Origin of the sequence: Nocardiopsis exhalans (assembly GCF_024134545.1) — a bacterium.
GTDB classification, from domain to species: domain Bacteria; phylum Actinomycetota; class Actinomycetes; order Streptosporangiales; family Streptosporangiaceae; genus Nocardiopsis; species Nocardiopsis exhalans.
This window is the reverse complement of record NZ_CP099837.1, coordinates 896,905-913,015: the sequence shown is the minus strand read 5'-3', so window position 1 is coordinate 913,015 and position 16,111 is coordinate 896,905. Positions and strand designations below refer to the sequence as shown.

At 68.6% G+C, this 16,111-nt stretch carries 10 protein-coding genes; 4 read left to right on the top strand and 6 right to left on the bottom strand.

Annotation, left to right across the window (positions count from 1 at the left end):
- Positions 1 to 153: 153 nt before the first annotated feature.
- Entirely contained in the window at positions 154 to 2,352 is a 2,199-nt protein-coding gene (locus NE857_RS04040; RefSeq protein ID WP_254419858.1) for a tetratricopeptide repeat protein, read from the top strand.
- 369 nt (positions 2,353 to 2,721) lie between these two features.
- Here the strand turns inward: NE857_RS04040 and NE857_RS04035 are convergent, their stop codons facing one another.
- The 3 genes from NE857_RS04035 to NE857_RS04025 form a co-directional block, all read right to left on the bottom strand.
- A complete protein-coding gene (locus NE857_RS04035) occupies positions 2,722 to 3,909 on the bottom strand; it encodes a hypothetical protein (protein ID WP_254419857.1) in 1,188 nt (395 codons plus the stop codon).
- Between the two features lie 428 nt (positions 3,910 to 4,337).
- Positions 4,338 to 7,451, bottom strand: a complete 3,114-nt coding sequence (locus NE857_RS04030) for an AfsR/SARP family transcriptional regulator (RefSeq protein ID WP_254419856.1) — start codon at positions 7,449 to 7,451, stop codon at positions 4,338 to 4,340.
- Positions 7,452 to 8,449: 998 nt separating this feature from the next.
- Positions 8,450 to 9,397 (bottom strand): ABC transporter substrate-binding protein, encoded by a 948-nt coding sequence (locus NE857_RS04025; protein ID WP_254419855.1) that lies wholly within the window; start codon positions 9,395 to 9,397, stop codon positions 8,450 to 8,452.
- 165 nt (positions 9,398 to 9,562) lie between these two features.
- On the opposite strand from NE857_RS04025, the gene NE857_RS04020 reads away from it, so the two are divergent.
- Complete coding sequence (locus NE857_RS04020) at positions 9,563 to 9,973, top strand: helix-turn-helix domain-containing protein (protein WP_254419854.1); 411 nt, start codon at positions 9,563 to 9,565, stop codon at positions 9,971 to 9,973.
- A 127-nt stretch (positions 9,974 to 10,100) separates the two neighbouring features.
- On the opposite strand, the gene NE857_RS04015 is transcribed toward NE857_RS04020, so the two are convergent.
- The 3 genes from NE857_RS04015 to NE857_RS04005 all read right to left on the bottom strand — a co-directional run bounded on the left by NE857_RS04015 (position 10,101) and on the right by NE857_RS04005 (position 12,075).
- On the bottom strand, positions 10,101 to 10,712 hold the full coding sequence (locus tag NE857_RS04015) for an ATP-dependent Clp protease proteolytic subunit (protein WP_301184302.1): 612 nt from the start codon (positions 10,710 to 10,712) through the stop codon (positions 10,101 to 10,103).
- On the bottom strand, positions 10,709 to 11,386 hold the full coding sequence (locus NE857_RS04010) for a ClpP family protease (protein ID WP_254419853.1): 678 nt from the start codon (positions 11,384 to 11,386) through the stop codon (positions 10,709 to 10,711). Before NE857_RS04010 ends, NE857_RS04015 begins: the two co-directional genes overlap by 4 nt.
- Positions 11,387 to 11,559: 173 nt before the next feature.
- The gene (locus NE857_RS04005) at positions 11,560 to 12,075 is read right to left on the bottom strand and encodes a MarR family winged helix-turn-helix transcriptional regulator (protein ID WP_254419852.1); all 516 of its coding nucleotides are present in this window, start codon (positions 12,073 to 12,075) and stop codon (positions 11,560 to 11,562) included.
- A 249-nt stretch (positions 12,076 to 12,324) separates the two neighbouring features.
- Between NE857_RS04005 and NE857_RS04000 the strand changes: the two genes are divergently transcribed.
- Entirely contained in the window at positions 12,325 to 15,282 is a 2,958-nt protein-coding gene (locus tag NE857_RS04000) for a Na+/H+ antiporter subunit A (RefSeq protein WP_254421857.1), read from the top strand.
- Entirely contained in the window at positions 15,279 to 16,109 is an 831-nt protein-coding gene (locus tag NE857_RS03995; RefSeq protein ID WP_254419851.1) for a Na(+)/H(+) antiporter subunit C, read from the top strand. Before NE857_RS04000 ends, NE857_RS03995 begins: the two co-directional genes overlap by 4 nt.
- The last annotated feature ends 2 nt before the right edge of the window (positions 16,110 to 16,111 follow it).

Sequence of the window (16,111 nt, the reverse complement as noted above, 5' to 3'; positions counted from 1 at the left end):
CACGGACACCGCCCACGGAGAAACTTTTGCCCCCGAGTGGAATCTTCATGTGCATGAGCACTCGCTACTACCCGTGCATCCCTTTTTGTCTGGATTAACCCGTGCGGCACGGGGCAGGACTCCGTCTCTGTCCACATCGGGAGAAGCCCCCTCATGCCCCCTCCGGAAGGTGAACACCCAGGCGCGGCACACCACGCCTGCGCCAGCGACGTGAGCGGCACCGTCGTCCAGGTCGGGACCGTCCACGGCTCCGTTCACCTGCACGGCGATCCGAACACTCCCGCGGGTGTGCCCGTCCCCCGACAGTTACCGGTACCGCCACGCCTGTTCACCAACCGCGAAGCCGAGTTCCGCCAGCTGGAGGCGCTGCGCCGGGACGTGGCCCGCGAGGGAAGCGGACGGACCGTCGTGCTGACCGGCACCGGGGGTGTCGGCAAGACCGCCCTGGCCACCCGTTTCCTGGAGTCGGTTGGCCCGGCGTTCCCGGACGGCGCCCTGTACGCGGACCTGCTGGGCTTCACCGAGGCGGGCCCGGCCGATCCCGCCGACGTCCTGGACACCTTCCTGCGGGCCCTGGGCGCGGACCCCGCCTCGATCCCGCACGACTTCTCCGCCCGGGCGGCGTCCTTCCGCAGCCGAACCCACGGGCGCCGGATCGCGGTCCTGCTGGACAACGCGGTCTCGGCCGCACAGGTCCGCGCCCTCACTCCGGGGCAGGGCGGCCACCTGCTCCTGGCCACCACGCGATTACACCTCACCGGGCTGCGCCTCGACGGCGCGGAGGTCATGGACATCCGGCCGCTGGGCGAGATCGAGGCCATCGAACTCGTGGCCGACCTGCTCGGCGACGACCGTACCCGGTCCGACCCCGCCGCCACCCGTCGGCTGGTGGAGCTGTGCGGTCGGCTCCCCCTCGCCCTGCGCGCCGCCGTCAGCGGGCTGGCGCTGCGCCCCCACCAACCCCTGAACCGGCTGGTGTCCAGACTGGCCCGCGAAGGGAACCGCCTGGCCGAACTCAGCCACAGCCGGGAGCTGTCCGTGGACACGGTCTTCACCGCCTCATACCGCCTCCTGCCCGAACCCGCGCGCCGCCTCTACCGGCTGCTCGGAACCATCCCCGGCCGGGACCTGACCGCGGAGGCCGCGGCGGCGCTGCTGGACCGCGGAACGAACGAAACCGAGGACCTCCTCGCCGATCTGGTCGCGGCCAACCTCCTGGAGGAGACCTTCGGGGAGAGGTTCCGCCAGCACGACCTGATCCGCCTGCACGCGCGCTCCCTCAGCGGGTCCGAGCAATCCGAGACAGAGCAGTCCGAGGAGGGCGGGGAGACCGGAGAAACCAGGGAGACCGGGGAAACCGTGACGGCCGCGGTGGACCGGCTCATCGACTACTACCTGCACACCGCCGCCGCGGCCGACCACACCCTGAACCCCGGCCGCTGGCACCTCGCCCCGGTCTTCGAACGCGCGCCCGGCACGGAGTTCGGTTCGAGGCGGGAGGCACTGGACTGGCTGGAGTCCGAACTGGAGGTCCTGCGCGCCACCGTGCGGTTCTGCGAGGCCACCGGGCGGTACTCTCCGTGCTGGCAGCTGTGCGAGGCGCTGCGGAACGTGTTCATGATCCGCAAGCACTTCGACGCCTGGGAGGAGACCTACACCGCCGGACTGGCCTCGGCCGAGGCCCTCGCCGACCCCGCCGCCGAAGCCAACATGCTCAACGCCCTGGCCGGGCTGCGGTTGAGCCTCGGCGAACCCGCCGTCGCCAGCCAGCTCCACCACCGCGCCCTGGCCGCGTGGACCCGGGCCGGGCACGTCCTGGGACAAGCCTCGTCCCTGGAAGGCGCGGGGGTGTGCGAGCTGGCCCGTGAACAGCCCGCCCGCGCCCGCGCCCTCTTCGAGCAGGCGCTCGCCATCCACACCCGGCTCGGCCGCAACCGCGGCATCGCGCTGATGCTGCGCCGCCTCGGCGAGGCCGGCCGGGACCTGGACGACCACGCCGGCGCCGTCGACTACTTCGGCCGGGCCCTGGAGTTCTTCACCGAAGCCGACGAACCCTACATGCGCGTCCGCACCCTCGCGGGGCTGGCCGCCACCCACCTGGCGGCGGCCGAACCCGACCGCGCCCGCCCGGTCCTGGCCGAAATCCTCCGCCTCAGCGACCGGATCGGCGCCCAGGCCGAACAAGCCGGAGCACTGGTCCTGCTCGCCGACCTCGCCGAGTCCGAAGGCCGGATCGACGAGGCGCGCGAACTGCTCAGTACAGCGTTTCCCATCTACACACGGCTGTCCGCCCCCGAAGCCGAACGGACACGGTCGCGGTTGGACCGGCCGCCGTACACGTCAGAGCGCTGAGTTCGGCGCCCCGAACCGCTTCGGCCACCGCAGCGCCACCTCCCCACTCCACCGGCCAGGAACAGGCCAGCGCCGCGACCAGCCCCGCGCTCTCCGCATCAGGCAGGCCGACCGTCCCGGTCACACCCCGGACCCGCACCACCGGCTCCGCCCCCAGGCCGACCACCACCCGACAGCCGGGCAACAGGTCGAGGACCTCGGAGACCCTGTGGAGATCTCCTCCCGCGACTCCCACGACATCAGCCGAGTGCAGCCAGCGCCGATCGGCGTTCGCACCCATGAGCACCCCCACGTGCTCACCCGACAGCCGTTGACCGTCCTCCCGCAGCAGTCCCACCCGGCACCGGACCACCCGGGCCCACCCGGCCCTCACGCGGCCCGCCCTTCGCTCCGCCACCGGCGGTCGGGCACGAACTCCGGGTCCCGCAACGGCTCCAGACAAGCGGGCCCCTCGGGTTCGGACAGGTCCATGAGCCGGTACATGACCTCCCGTAACCTCCCCGCCGACCCCCCGGGCACCGAGGTCAGCCGCGCGTGGACCGCCGATGCGAGCTCCGGGTTCCAGCCCGCCGACGCCTCCGCCAGCTGCCGCCCGAGCGGTACCCCGTCCCGGTAGCCCGGGGCGAACCGGTGCAGGAGCGCGGGGGCCGAATCGGGGACGATGTCGTCGGTCCCACCGGCCAGAAGCGGTGCCGCTCCCAACCCGGCCGCGTAAGCCGTCACCGACCCCGGGTCTCCGATCACCGCATCGGCCGCCACCAACACACCGAGCCAGGGAGATTCCGGCGTGAGCACCCGCAGCCCCCGCCGCCGGGCCGCACCGACCCACCCGAGCACCTGCCGCGGTCCGTGCGACCACCAGATCCCGGGGTGCAGAACCAGCACGGCGGCGTGGTCTCCAGGAAGCTCCGCCATCAGCCGGTCGATCAGATCGTGGCGGCTCCCCCACACCCCGCTCGGCCCCCAGGAACTCGAGAGAACCACCAACCGCTGGCCCTCCCCCACGCCCACCGCCCGCCGAAACCGCTCCCGCTCGCCCAGGGCCGCGAGCGCCCGGTCGTAACAGGGGTCGCCGACCACGTGGATGATCTCTTCCGTCTCCGCGACCACCGACGTCAAAGCCGCCCGCTGCTCCTCGTGCGCGACACCGATGGCAGCCGGTACGACCCGGCCGTAACGGACGAGAGCCCCCAGGACAGCCCCGCCCACCGACCGCTCCACCACAGGCCCGAAACCCGGCCCGAGTCCGGTACGCCGGGAGAACCCGGTCCCGTGCGGCAAGACCAATACGGGCGCCCTGACCTGGTCCAACATGCCGTGGTTGGCGGCCACCGCCAAGTCGTACCCGAAGGCGACAGCCTCCTCCCAGGGCAGCACCGCCGCATCGAGCCCGCGCATGAACGCGTGCCCGCCCCGCTCGAACAACGACCCGGGCGCGAGCGTCCAGACCACCTGCACCCGCCGATCGGCCTCCAGCAGGGGGCCTATGAACTCACTGATCCGGTCACCGGACTGCTGACTGTGCACCACCGCCAGCACCCGCTTCGTCGTGCTCACCGTCAATGGGAAAACGGGACCGAACAGGTCCCCCCGCATCCAGGATCTTCTGATCATCAGGCTGTTCCCTCCGACCTCGCCGTCTGGTCGGAAACCACACTGAGCCAGGGGCCTGGTTCCCTTCAGAAAATCTCCTTGCACGCACCTTGACGACCCTTGCAAGTGGCCGGCCCCGCCCTTGCACCAAGCTTGGTAGGGCCGGCCGGGGTCTGGTCAGTCACCCCCCACGATCGTTGTTTCATCGCCGTTCGTTGGCGCCGAGACAGAGAGAGAAGCGAGAGAGACTGTAAATCTACTCAAACTAGACAAAACTTGACTTTCTATGCTCACTCAACGAGGAGGCAGCCCAGTCTCATGCTGCCCCTGAGAAACATAGAGCTTTCATGCCCGAGCTCGTGGGCATTTGGAGTAACTCGTGAACATTGTCTTTAGCTGGCGATTTGCCCCTGAACATACTCGGCCCATTGGATCTTCGAGCGCACATCGGCCAGGTAGGGGGTAGGAATCCGTTCCAGGAACCGGGCTGCCCTCCTCCAGCAGGCAAGTGCCTGTTCCTGGTCACCTTCGACACTGTTGAGGTCGCCCAACTGTGAACAGGACATGCCCGCGTTCGCGGCCTCGGCCGACTGCAGGCCTGCAACGAGGGCTGCTTCGTACAGTTCCCTGGCATCGGTGTGGCGCTGTTGCGCCAGACGCACATCCCCCAGTGCTCTCAGCAGAGGTGACTCCGGGCCAGGGAGGCCTCGCGATCTCGCCTGGGCGAGAGCATCCTGCAACGTCTTCTCTGCTTCGAGGACTCGCCCCAGACCGAGTTGCGAGACTCCCGCCCCAGCCCGGCTTCTGGTGAGGCTCGAAACGTCTCCTGCAGTCCAGTAACCCTGGCATGCGACGTTGAAGTATTCGAGAGCTTGCCGGTGCCTGCCCAGATAGCTCTCCAGCATCCCGACGTTCTGCTGAATCCTTGCTGCGTTCAGCACGTCACCATGCTCTTTGAAGATCCGGAGGCAGCGCTCACCTATCGTGCGCGCCTCACGGTGGTGTCCTCGTCCCCATTGGAACTGGAAGAGGTTCATGGCAGCCGCAGCTTCCATCTGTTTGTCATCCAGCGCCCGGTAGAGCTGCTTCGACACCAGGTAGAAGCTGGCGGCGAGCTCATGCCTCCTCGTTTTGGCGTGGCTCGTCGCCATGCGGCTGAAGACCTTGGCCACACCCTGTTGGTCCCCCAAAGCACGGAACTCCTTGAGCGCAACCTGGTAACCAGCCATCGCTCTCCGATGGTTGCCTTGCCCGGCATGCAACCGGGCGATCTGCTCACGGGCATAAGGGACACTCTGTTGCCCTCCATGAGCTCCCCACAGGTTGGCAGCGGTAGAGAGAAGGCCCTCGGCGCTTTCATCTTGACCGCCCTGGTTCAGTCGTATGAGAGCCAGCTCGTAGAGTGCATCCGCCACCCCCAGGCGATCATCAAGCCGGTGCCATGCCTCCACCGCATCCATGAACAACTGTTCCGCGCGATCCCAGGGGCCGTTGTTGACCAGCAGACCGGCCATCGCCAGCGGAATTCTGGCTGCGTACTCCGTGAAGCCCCGGGCTCTGGCGTAGTCAATGACGAGCTCCACCGCCGGGAAGCAGTCAGCGAACCAGTCCCGGGCCTCACGCGGGGTGTCGAAGGTCTGGGCAATCGTGCTGCGGACCATCGGTCGCTCGGTACGGCGCCGCCCCGGACTGGCAGCACGATCGGCGTTGTTGACCGTAGCCAGGTAGTACTCGAGAACCCTTTCCTCCACTGCCCGGCGTTCCTGTTCCGACATCACATGGGCGACGCGTTGGAGGGCGAACTTCCGAACCAGGTCGTGCATACGGTAGCGGCCCGGGCTGACCTCCTCGATCAGGTGTATGTCCAGCAGTTCGTGGAGGGACCTCTCCGTCGCATCCCAGCTCCCGACAGAGGCCGCCGCGGCGTGGTCGAGGATCACCGGGGTCGGGTGCAAGCCCATGCACAGAAAGGTCCGCTTGGCCTGAGGGCTCAACTCCTCGAAGGAATCGGCGAACACCGCCAACGCCTCCCAGTACTCGCCCTTCACAGCGGCCCGGCCCTGGCATTCCAGACGGTCCGCGAGACCGCCCAAACTCCACGTCGGGCGCAGTCGCAGCTGGGAGGAGGCCACGCGCAGGGCGATCGGGAGCCTGCCGGTCAGGCTCACCACCCTGTCCATCCCCGTGTTCTCGACACCCCTCCCGGAGAAGGCCGCGAACATCTGGGCGGCGTCCTCCCGATCCAGTACCCCCAGGCTCACCTGGCGCGCCCCGTGCAGCCCGGCCAGGCTCCGCCTGCTCGTCACCAGGACCACGCTCCCCGGGGTCCCCGGAACGACCGGGGCCACCTGTCCCTGATCGCTCGCGTTGTCCAGCAGAAGAAGGACCCGCCGCCCTGCGGTCTGACTGCGCCACATCGCCACACGGGTTTCCTGCTCAGCGGGGATACTGCCGCCGGGAACACCCATCATCTGCAACAGCCGGAACAGGACCTGGTCTGCGCCCACCCCGCTCAGATCCGTCTGCAATCGAACGTCGAAGCCGTCCCGCAGAAGATGCGCCGCATGCACGGCTAGGGTCGTCTTCCCCGCGCCGCCCATCCCCGTGACCGTCTGCACCACCGTCGGGCCCTCGGTCTCCCGAACCAAGGAGAGCAGCCGCTCCAGTTCCTCCTCCCTGCCCAAAAAATCAGACACGTCAGCCTGGAGGGTGTCGATCACCCCGGGGGAACGTTCCCCCTCGCGCACCAAGCTGAGCCCGGCCTGGGGCACCTCCTGCCCCTCCTCAGCGAGAACACGCTGAAAGAGGTTCCGCACCCGGGGGTTCGGCTCGGATCCCAGCTCCTCGAGCGTGTGCTCCCGCAGCTCCGTGTAGCACTCGATCGCCTCGGTGTGCCGCCCTGCCCCGACCAGCGCACGCATGTGGTGGAAGGCGAGTGTCTCGTTCGGGGGGTGTTCGTCCAACCGGTCCAGGACCTCATCGTGCTGTCCCAGCGCGATCCTCGCATCGGCCCAGTCACCGAGGATCCGTTCATGAGTCCGGGCCGTACTCCGCCGCAGGGAATCCGCCCACAGCCCGCCGAACTCCGTACAGGGCTCCCCCTGCCACAGATCCAGCGCTTCTTCCAGAAGCACAGACCCCCGGTCGTTCTCGCCCTGGCGCACCAGTTTCCTCGCCCGCTCGGCCAACTTCCGAGCCCGGTGCCAGTCCACACACCCGGCCTCGGCCTCCAAGGCGTATCCCTGGCCCCGCCGAACGATCCCGGTCGACGCACCCGCCTCCTTCAAAGCACGACGGATGCGGCTGACATAGACCTGAACACTCGCCTGAACCGACCCGGGAGGGTCCTGGCCCCAGACATGCTCAACGAGGGTCGTCACGGGGACGACGCGACCAACGGACTCAGCGAGGACCGCAAGGATCAGGCGGGCCTTGGGAGAGCCCACATCAACCGGCCGGTTTACCACCAGTATCCGCGGAATCGGGGCCAGGATCTGAATGTCCAACCTGTCACCACCCAACACCGAACCATAATGACATCCCGAATTAAGGATTGCCAAGATCAAAGATTCGGACACCCACAACAATCCCCAGCCACACACGCTATGAACAGGCAAGACTCACATCCAGAACAAAAAAACACCCCCATCTTCCCTCAGCACACACATCCAAGGAGACATCCGCTAACATGCACCGATAACTGCACGCGAATTAAGCACATTCCCCTGCACATTCCCCTGCACATTCCCGCGCATATTCCCCCGCACGTGCACCCGCCCGCACAAAAGCATCACCCGCGCGCCCCTGCCGGAAGCCGCCCCGGAAGCCGACCCGGAAGCAACCGCCGGGCTCCCTACGTTCGTTCCCCCGTTTCCCGCCGCCCCATGGTTGCCGTCTCCGCTGCGCGCCTCAAGGTCGTCGCGTCGAGGGCTTCGCCCGGAGGGCGCTCCACCTTGACCCGCTTCGCTGCGACGGCGGTTGGCGGCTGTCGGGAAACGGGGGAGGAGTGGTCCGGGGTGGCCAACGGGCCCCAAGGGGCCCAACAGCAACGGCAACTGCCTCGGCCTTCGGCCGGTGCCTTCCCCAGCCCGGCGCGGACCGGGTCGCGTGTCGCGGCCGGTCATGCGTGCCATCGGACAAGCGGCGGCGAGGACTGGGTTCAGCGCTGTAGTGCTGGCCCTGGGGAAGCCGTGGTGTCCGGAACCCGCTCTGGGAGTTGTCCGTTGCTTCCAAAACCCCTGTATCCCCCGTGATCTTGCTACCAGGAGCAAGTTCGGCGCTGATTTCGCTTCTGGTAGCAAGATCATCTTCGGGGAGGGGCCGAAACCGGGCTCGGGGGGCTGGTGAGTCGCGGTTGTTGTTCGCTGGCACGGGTGACCGGCCGCGAAACGCGCCCCGTTACCCACCGGGCTGTGGAGACCGGGGCCCTCGCTGCCGCTTGTCCGTCGGGGTGCGCGACCGGCCGCTGCCCGCCCCCGGCCAGCCCAGGAACCAGGTGCCCCGGCTAGCTCAGGAACTCGCGTACGTCGGCGATGATCCGCTCCGCGCCGAGGACGCCGATGCCCGCGATCCAGACGCGGTCGTTGACGCTGTACGCGTTACCGGCCGCAACAGCCGGAACCCCGGCGAGAAGGGCGTCGTCGAGGTCGACGTCGTCGGTCACGAACACCACGTCCGCCTCGATCTGGTCGAGGTTCTCGAAGGACAGCTCGACCATGTCGTTGGAGTCCCAGTCCTTCTCCGGGACGGTGAAGCCCATCTCCCCGAGGAGCGAGCCGGAGAACGTACCCGGCCCGTGCAGCCGCACCCCGTTGTCCACGCGGCGCAGAACGTGCACGGTCTTCCCGTCGGCCCCGACCGCCAGACCGGCGTCCACCGCCTCGGCGAGCATCTGGCCCAGCACCTCCTCCGCGCGCTCGGCCCGGCCCAGCGCCTCACCGATGAGCAGCACGTTGTCCTGCCAGCCGATGGCGGGCTCCGCGATGAAGAACGTGGGCGCGACCGCCGAGAGCTGTTCGTGGAACTCCTCGTGACGCAGCTTGGTGCCGAGAATCAGGTCAGGGCCGAGAGTGGCGATCGCCTCCACGTTGGGCGCGATGATCTCGCCCACCGCCTCCACCCCCTCGACCCCGTCTCCGAGGTACTCGGGAAGGCTGTTGGCCGATCCGGCCCGCGCCGCGCCGACCAACGGGGCCCCGAGGGCGACGACGGTGTCGAGCACCAGGCTGTCCAGGGCGACCACACGCTCGGCCTGCTCGGGAACGGTGACCTTACCCATCGCGTGCTCGACCTCACGGCCGCCGGCACCCTCGTCACCCGTGCCGCCATCGCTCCGCCCGTCAGTGCCGCAAGCACTCAGAGCCAGAACGGCGGCACCCGCCAGACCGAACTGGCGACGGGTCATCCGGTTGACGATGGACGGGACAGCGGGGGCGGTCAGTACGTCGACCATGAGCAGGACCTCCTCAAGTTAGGCAAGGCACACCTTACCCAACCGTTCCGGGTTCTCCCCCAGCGGGTTCTGCCGTCCGCATAAGGCCACCGATATCCCTCCCCTTACGGCATTCCCGCGGCATAGGCTCGAAAGGTCGGGACACGGCCAACAGGGGAGGCAGCGATGCCCGAAAGCGTCCTACACGCGCTGGACGAGGCCCGCAGAGGCGACCGCTCCCAGGAGCGCCCTGACGAGCCCCTGATGCGCGACCTCATCGGTGACCTGCTGCGCCGCACCCGTACCGAGCAGGGCCGGACCCTGCGCGAGGTGGCCGAGGACGCCCAGGTCTCCCTCCCCTACCTCTCCGAGGTCGAGCGCGGCCTCAAGGAGGCCTCCTCCGAGGTCCTCGCCGCGATCTACCGGTCCCTGGGCCTGAGCATCGTCGACGTCCTCGGCGAGCTGTACCAGCGCACCCACCTGGCCCGCTTCGAGGTGGTCGGCCAACGCCGGGCCCACCTCCCCCACACCCGCGCGCCCCTACCCGCCCGGAGCCCTCAGGCCCACCAGCCCCGGGTCGTGTCCCTGGCGGCCTGAACCGAAGCCGCTCCGCCACCCCGCATCCCCCACACCTGGACGGCATCGCGTCCGGCCCATCCCAGCCGCGCATGCCAGCGGCCCCGGGCTCCACCGCCCGGGGCCGCCCCCTTCACCCCGACACTTCTCAGGCGACCGCCCGGCCGACCTCCCGGGTCGTGATGATCCCGTCCACCAGGCCGTACTCCTTCGCCTGCGGCGCCGTGAAGATCTTGTCCCGGTCGGTGTCGGCGCGCAGCCGCTCCTGGGTCTGCCCGGTGTGCCGGGACAGGATCTCCTCCACCTGGGACCGGATCCGCAGGATCTCCGCCGCCTGGATCTCCAGGTCGGCGGCCTCGCCCCGCCCCTCCGTCGAGGGCTGGTGCAGCAGCACCCGGGCGTGCTCCAGCGCCGCCCTCTTGCCCGTTGTTCCCGCCGCGAGCAGCACCGCCGCCGCCGAGGCCGCCTGCCCCATGCAGACCGTGGCCACGTCCGCGCGCACGAAGCGCATCGTGTCGTAGATGGCGGTCAGCGCGGTGTTCGAGCCGCCCGGCGAGTTGATGTAGAGCTGGATGTCCATGTCCGGGCTCTCGTAGTCCAGGTGCAGCATCTGCGCCATGACCACGTTGGCGACGTCGTCGTCGATCGGGGTGCCCAGGAAGATGATCCGCTCGGACAGCAGCCGGCTGAACACGTCGAACGAACGCTCTCCGTTCGGGGTCCGCTCGACCACCATCGGAACCGTGTAACGCCCGCTCATCGGGCACCTCCCGACTTCCCCTGCCGGACGAACCCGGGCGAGTTCCCGCCCAGCCGAACGCCGCCCGCCATCTGCCCGACCGACGCGACCACGTGGTCGATGAACCCGTAGTCCCGCGCCTCCTGCGCGGTGAACCAGGCGTCCCGGTGCTGGTCCTTGGCGATGGTCCCCTCGCTCTGGCCGCTGTGCCGGGCGATCAGCCGGATCATCGTCCGCTTCGTGTGGGCCAGGTTCTCGGCCTGGATGGCGATGTCGGCGGCGGTCCCGCCCAGTCCGCCCGACGGCTGGTGCATCATGATCCGCGCGTGCGGCAGGCTGTACCGCTTTCCGGCGGTCCCGGTGCAGGCCAGGAACTGGCCCATGCTCGCGGCGAACCCCATGACCAGGGTGGACACGTCGTTGGGGACGAAGTTCATCGTGTCGTAGATGGCGAGTCCGGCGGAGACCACACCGCCGGGGCTGTTGATCGCCAGCGTGATGTCCTTGTGCGGGTCCTCATCGGCCAGCAACAGGATCTGGGCGCACACCCGGTTGGCGCTGTCCTCGTCGACCTGGGTCCCCAGCAGCACGATGCGGCTGCGCAGGAGCCGCGCGGCGAGCTGGTCGTCGAAGGTTCCGCTCGGCGCGTGCTCCGCGACGAGCTGGTGGTGGATCGGTTGTCGGTGGATCGGCATGAGCACTCCTCGGCCCGGCGTCTTCCGGAACGGACCCCTCGTCCGCTCCCGCCGGTGCTCCCAGACTGCGCCGGGAAGCGCCGCGGCCTCCACCTTTTCGGCCCGGGGCAGATCTGCCGCGGGCAGACCGGCCCGGCCGAACGAGGCCCGGTTCAGCGGGCCGATCAGGTCACTCAGGTCTCGTTTATCGCTTCCCGCAAGTCACGCAGTACGTCGAGAACGACCGGACGCAGGGACGGACGTATCGCGTCGAAGACCTGGCGCTGCTTTCGCTCCATGTACTTGCGGCGTTCCGCCAGGACCCGCTCGCCCTCCTCCGTGATGGTGACGACGGTGCTGCGTTCGTCACGTTCGGAGCGGCGCCGGGCCATCATCCCCTTGCGTTCGAGCTGTTGGATCATCCGGGTTGCCGAGGGCGATGACACACCGACGATGTGAGCAACCGCACCGACACTCGGATTGTCCATGCCGCGCACCGCTTCCATCAGCAGCGACTGTGTCAGGGTGAGTTCCTCGGCGCCGCGATGCCCGTGCCCTCCCCGGGAGCGGGCGTGCAGCGCCGCATTGATGAGTTCGGTCCACACGCGCTGGAACTCTTCGAGTTCCTCCGCGTAGGGCTCGGTTGATCCCTGTTGATCAGAAGATGACTCCGGCTGTTCAGGGCAGGGCTCAGGGGTCTCGTCGGGCACGAAACGGTCCTCGCAGGATGGACTGTGACGCGGGTCCTTGACCCGCGCGGTGGTTTGACGTTTGTGTAGTCTAGCTATTAAATAGCTTGCGCACGCAAATTCAAAGAGATCCATGCCCCCTCACAACGGTAGCGACACCCCCGCCCACTGATCTGGTTGTGAGCGGCCTTGTCTGCTGCGGGGGCGGTGGACGTCCGTCCGAACACCCGGGCGGGCCCGGACCGGTCCGGGAGGGGCGCATTGACAACAGTGCTGGTCGCGCATTTCATCACAGCTGCGGTCGCGCCGTTACTGGTGCGCCTCTGGGGCCGTAACGGTTTCTACGCGCTCGCGATCGTCCCGGGTCTGGCCACCGTGTGGGCCCTCTTCCAGCTGCCCGCCGTCCTCAACGGCGGCACGCTGACCGAATCCGTCGAGTGGGCACCCCAGTTCTCACTCCGGCTCGGCCTGCACATGGACGGTCTCGGCCTGACCATGACGCTCATCGCCGCCGGCGTGGGCACGCTGATCCTGATCTACTGCGCGCGTTACTTCGACGACTCAGAGCCCGGTCTCGGGCTTTTCGCCGGTGTGTTCGTCGCCTTCGCCGGGGCCATGCTCGGCCTCGTGCTGGCCGACGACCTCATCCAGCTCTTCATCTACTGGGAGCTGACCACGGTCTTCTCCTACCTCCTCGTCGGCCACAAGGCCGAGAAGAAGGAGAGCCGCCGGGCAGCGATGACGGCCCTGACCGTCACCACCTTCGGCGGCCTGGCGATGCTGGTCGGCATGATCATGCTCGGCGAGACCGCCGGGACGTACGTGATCTCCGAGATCGTCGCCGACCCGCCCGCGTCCGGTCCCGTGGTCACCGCCGCACTGGTGCTGATCATGATCGGCGCGATGTCCAAGTCGGCGCTGTTCCCCTTCAGCCTCTGGCTGCCCGCGGCCATGCAGGCTCCCACGCCGGTCTCCGGTTACCTGCACGCCGCGGCGATGGTCAAGGCCGGTGTCTACCTGGTCGCCCGCCTCACCCCCGCCTTCGGTGACGTCGTCGTCTGGCAGAGCATGGCTCTGTTCTTCGGTGTGATCACCATGATCTTCGGCGGCTGGAAGGCACTGCGCCAGTACGACCTCAAGCTCGTCCTGGCCTACGGCACCATCAGCCAGCTCGGTTTCCTGATCGCGCTGCTGGGCACCGGAACCCGGGCCGCCGCCCTCGCCGGTATCGCCATGCTGGTCGCGCACTCGCTGTTCAAGGCCACACTGTTCCTCGTGGTCGGCGTCATCGACCACAGCACCGGCACCCGGGACCTGCGCGAGCTGTCCGGCCTGCGCACCTCCATGCCCGCCACCTTCTGGATCACGGTCGTGGCACTGGCCTCCATGGCCGGCCTTCCCCCCACCGCGGGCTTCGCCGCCAAGGAACTCGCCCTCGGCGCCTACACCCACGGCGGCGCTCTCGACACCCTGGCCCTGGTCGGACTGGTGGCGGGCTCGACCCTCACGGTCGCCTACAGCCTCCGCTTCCTCTGGGGTGCCTTCCTCGAGAAGGAGGGTGTGCGGCCCACCCCGGTGCACGCCCCCGGGGCGCTGTTCCTGGCGCCCGCGGCCGTCCTGGCGGGGTTGAGCCTGGTCGGCGGTGCGGCCTCCAGCACGGCGGACCCGTTCCTGGCGGTCTACGCCGACACGGTCCCGCCGGGACCCTATGAGCAGTACACGACCCACCTCGCGCTGTGGCACGGCTGGGAGCTACCGCTCCTGCTGTCCGCGATCTGCGTGGTCGGCGGCCTGGTGCTCTTCTACTTCCGCAACGGTGTGGCCTGGCTGGGCACCCGGTTGGCCTTCGTCAACCCCGAGCGCAACTACCGGCGGATGCTCGCCGGGCTGGAGAACCTGGCGCTGCAGGTCACCGGTAGCACCCAGCGCGGTTCGCTGCCCGTCTACCTCGGAACCATCCTGGTCGTCCTGGTCGTGGCCACCGGCATCCCGATGGTCACCGGTCGGATCTGGGCCGGGCCCAAGCCCGATCTCCGCCTCTGGGACACCCCGGTGCAGATCATCCCGGCCCTGATCATCGTGATCACCTGCCTGCTGATCCTGTTCGTACGACGCCGACTGTTCGCGGTCATCCTCGTCGGTATCGGGGGGTACGGCGTGGCCGCCCTGTTCTATTTGCTGGGTGCACCGGACCTGGCGCTCACCCAGTTCCTCGTCGAGACCGTGAGCCTGGTGGTCTTCGTTCTGGTACTGCGCCGCTTCCCGGCGAACTTCTCGGCCCCCGCGCTCAAGGGCCGCCGAATCTGGAACATGGCCATCGGAGCGGGCACCGGTGTGGTGATGGCCATGTTGACCTGGTTCGCCCTGGCTGGCCGCCAGGAACCGTCGATCTCGGAAGGGTACGAGGCGGTCACCAGAGAGGTGGGCGGCTACAACATCATCTCCGTGCTGTTGGTCGACGTCCGTGCCTGGGACACCATGGGGGAGATCTCGGTCCTGGCCGCCGCTGCCGCCGGTGTGGCCAGCCTGATGTTCGTCCGCCGCCGGGCCCAGCCCCGCAAGGCCCCCGGCGGTGTCATGGCCCTGTCGGTCACCAAGCCACCGGAGCCCGTCAAGGGGCATGGCGCGGTGGATCTGGGCGACCTGCGGATCGCGCCGCGGAACATGCACGTCAAACCGCTGTGGAACCGCACATGGCTGCCAGGCGCCGACAGCCTCCCGACCGAGCGCCGGTCGATCATCTTCGAGGTCGTCTCACGCTTCCTCTTCCCGGTGATCATGATCCTCTCGGTGTACCTGCTGCTGACCGGGCACACCGACGTCGGCGGCGGTTTCGCGGGCGGCATCGTGGCTGGCCTGGCCTTCATCGTCCGCTACCTCGCGGGCGGAAGGTTCGAGCTGTACGCCACCGCGTGGGTCCAGCCGGGCGCCCTGATCGGCGCCGGCCTGGCCCTGGCCACCGGCACAGCGCTGGGAGGGGCGGTCTTCGGCGGCGACGTCCTCGCCGGCGGAGACACCTACGTCAACTTCGGTTTCCTCGGCGAGGCGCACCTGACAGTCGCCCTGATCTTCGACATCGGCGTGTACCTGCTGGTGATCGGACTGATCCTGGACATCCTGCGCAGCCTGGGCGCCCGTATCGACGAACAGATCGAGCGGGACGCGGCACATGCGGACGAGACATCCAGGGTCGAGGCTCGAGCACACGCCGAGGAGGTCACCTCGTGAACGATTCACCAAGTCTGACCCTCGTCATCGTCATCGGAGTGCTGGTCGCCGTCGGTGTGGTGCTGCTGCTGGAGCGCAGCCTGACCCGCGTGCTGCTGGGGTTCATCGTGATGAGCAACGGCGTCAACCTGATGATCATGGCCATGGCCGGGCAGCCCGGCGGGCCCCCGATCCTGTGGTTCAACGACGCGGACGAGATGTCCGATCCCCTGCCGCAGTTCATGGTCCTGACCGCGATCGTCATCACCCTGGGCATCACGGCGTTCCTTCTGGCGCTCGCCTACCGGAGCTGGCAGCTGGAGGGCAACGACGAGGTCCAGGACGACGCCGAGGACCTGCGCATCGCCCAGGGCGAGGGCCGCCGCGCGGTGCGACAGCGCTTCCTCAAGGAACGCCGCAGGCTGAGGGCGGACATCCGCCGTCAGCGGGCCGAGCTCCAGGCCACCATCGCCGCCGCAGACGCCCAGGAACTGGCCGAACAGGCCCGTATCAAGGCCGAGATCGCGGCGGCCCAGGCCGAACTGGCCAGATTCGAGGTCGCTGCCGAGGACGGCCGGTCCGACGAACAGTCCGAGGAGACCGTGCGCCAGCTGACCGACCGCCAGCAGAGCATGGTCAACCAAGTCACAGAGCTGAGAGGGCGCATCCGGCTGGGCCGTAAACGACTGCGCGAGCACCGCAGGGCCGACCGCGCCGCCGAACGCGAGCTGTGGCGTGAACTCCGCCGCCGCATCCGCTCCCAGCGGCGACAGGCCCGCCAGACCATGCGGGCGGAGCGGGAGCGCCTGGCACGCGCAGAGGACAGCGAACTGCAAGGGAACGACTGACC

Bases quoted from the DNA above. Each gene is read 5' to 3' on its own strand.
- NE857_RS04040 (WP_254419858.1), top strand. From the start codon at position 154: ATGCCCCCTCCGGAAGGTGAACACCCAGGCGCGGCACACCACGCCTGC.
- NE857_RS04025 (WP_254419855.1), bottom strand. From the start codon at position 9,397: ATGGTCGACGTACTGACCGCCCCCGCTGTCCCGTCCATCGTCAACCGG.
- NE857_RS04020 (WP_254419854.1), top strand. From the start codon at position 9,563: ATGCCCGAAAGCGTCCTACACGCGCTGGACGAGGCCCGCAGAGGCGAC.
- NE857_RS04015 (WP_301184302.1), bottom strand. From the start codon at position 10,712: ATGAGCGGGCGTTACACGGTTCCGATGGTGGTCGAGCGGACCCCGAAC.
- NE857_RS04010 (WP_254419853.1), bottom strand. From the start codon at position 11,386: ATGCCGATCCACCGACAACCGATCCACCACCAGCTCGTCGCGGAGCAC.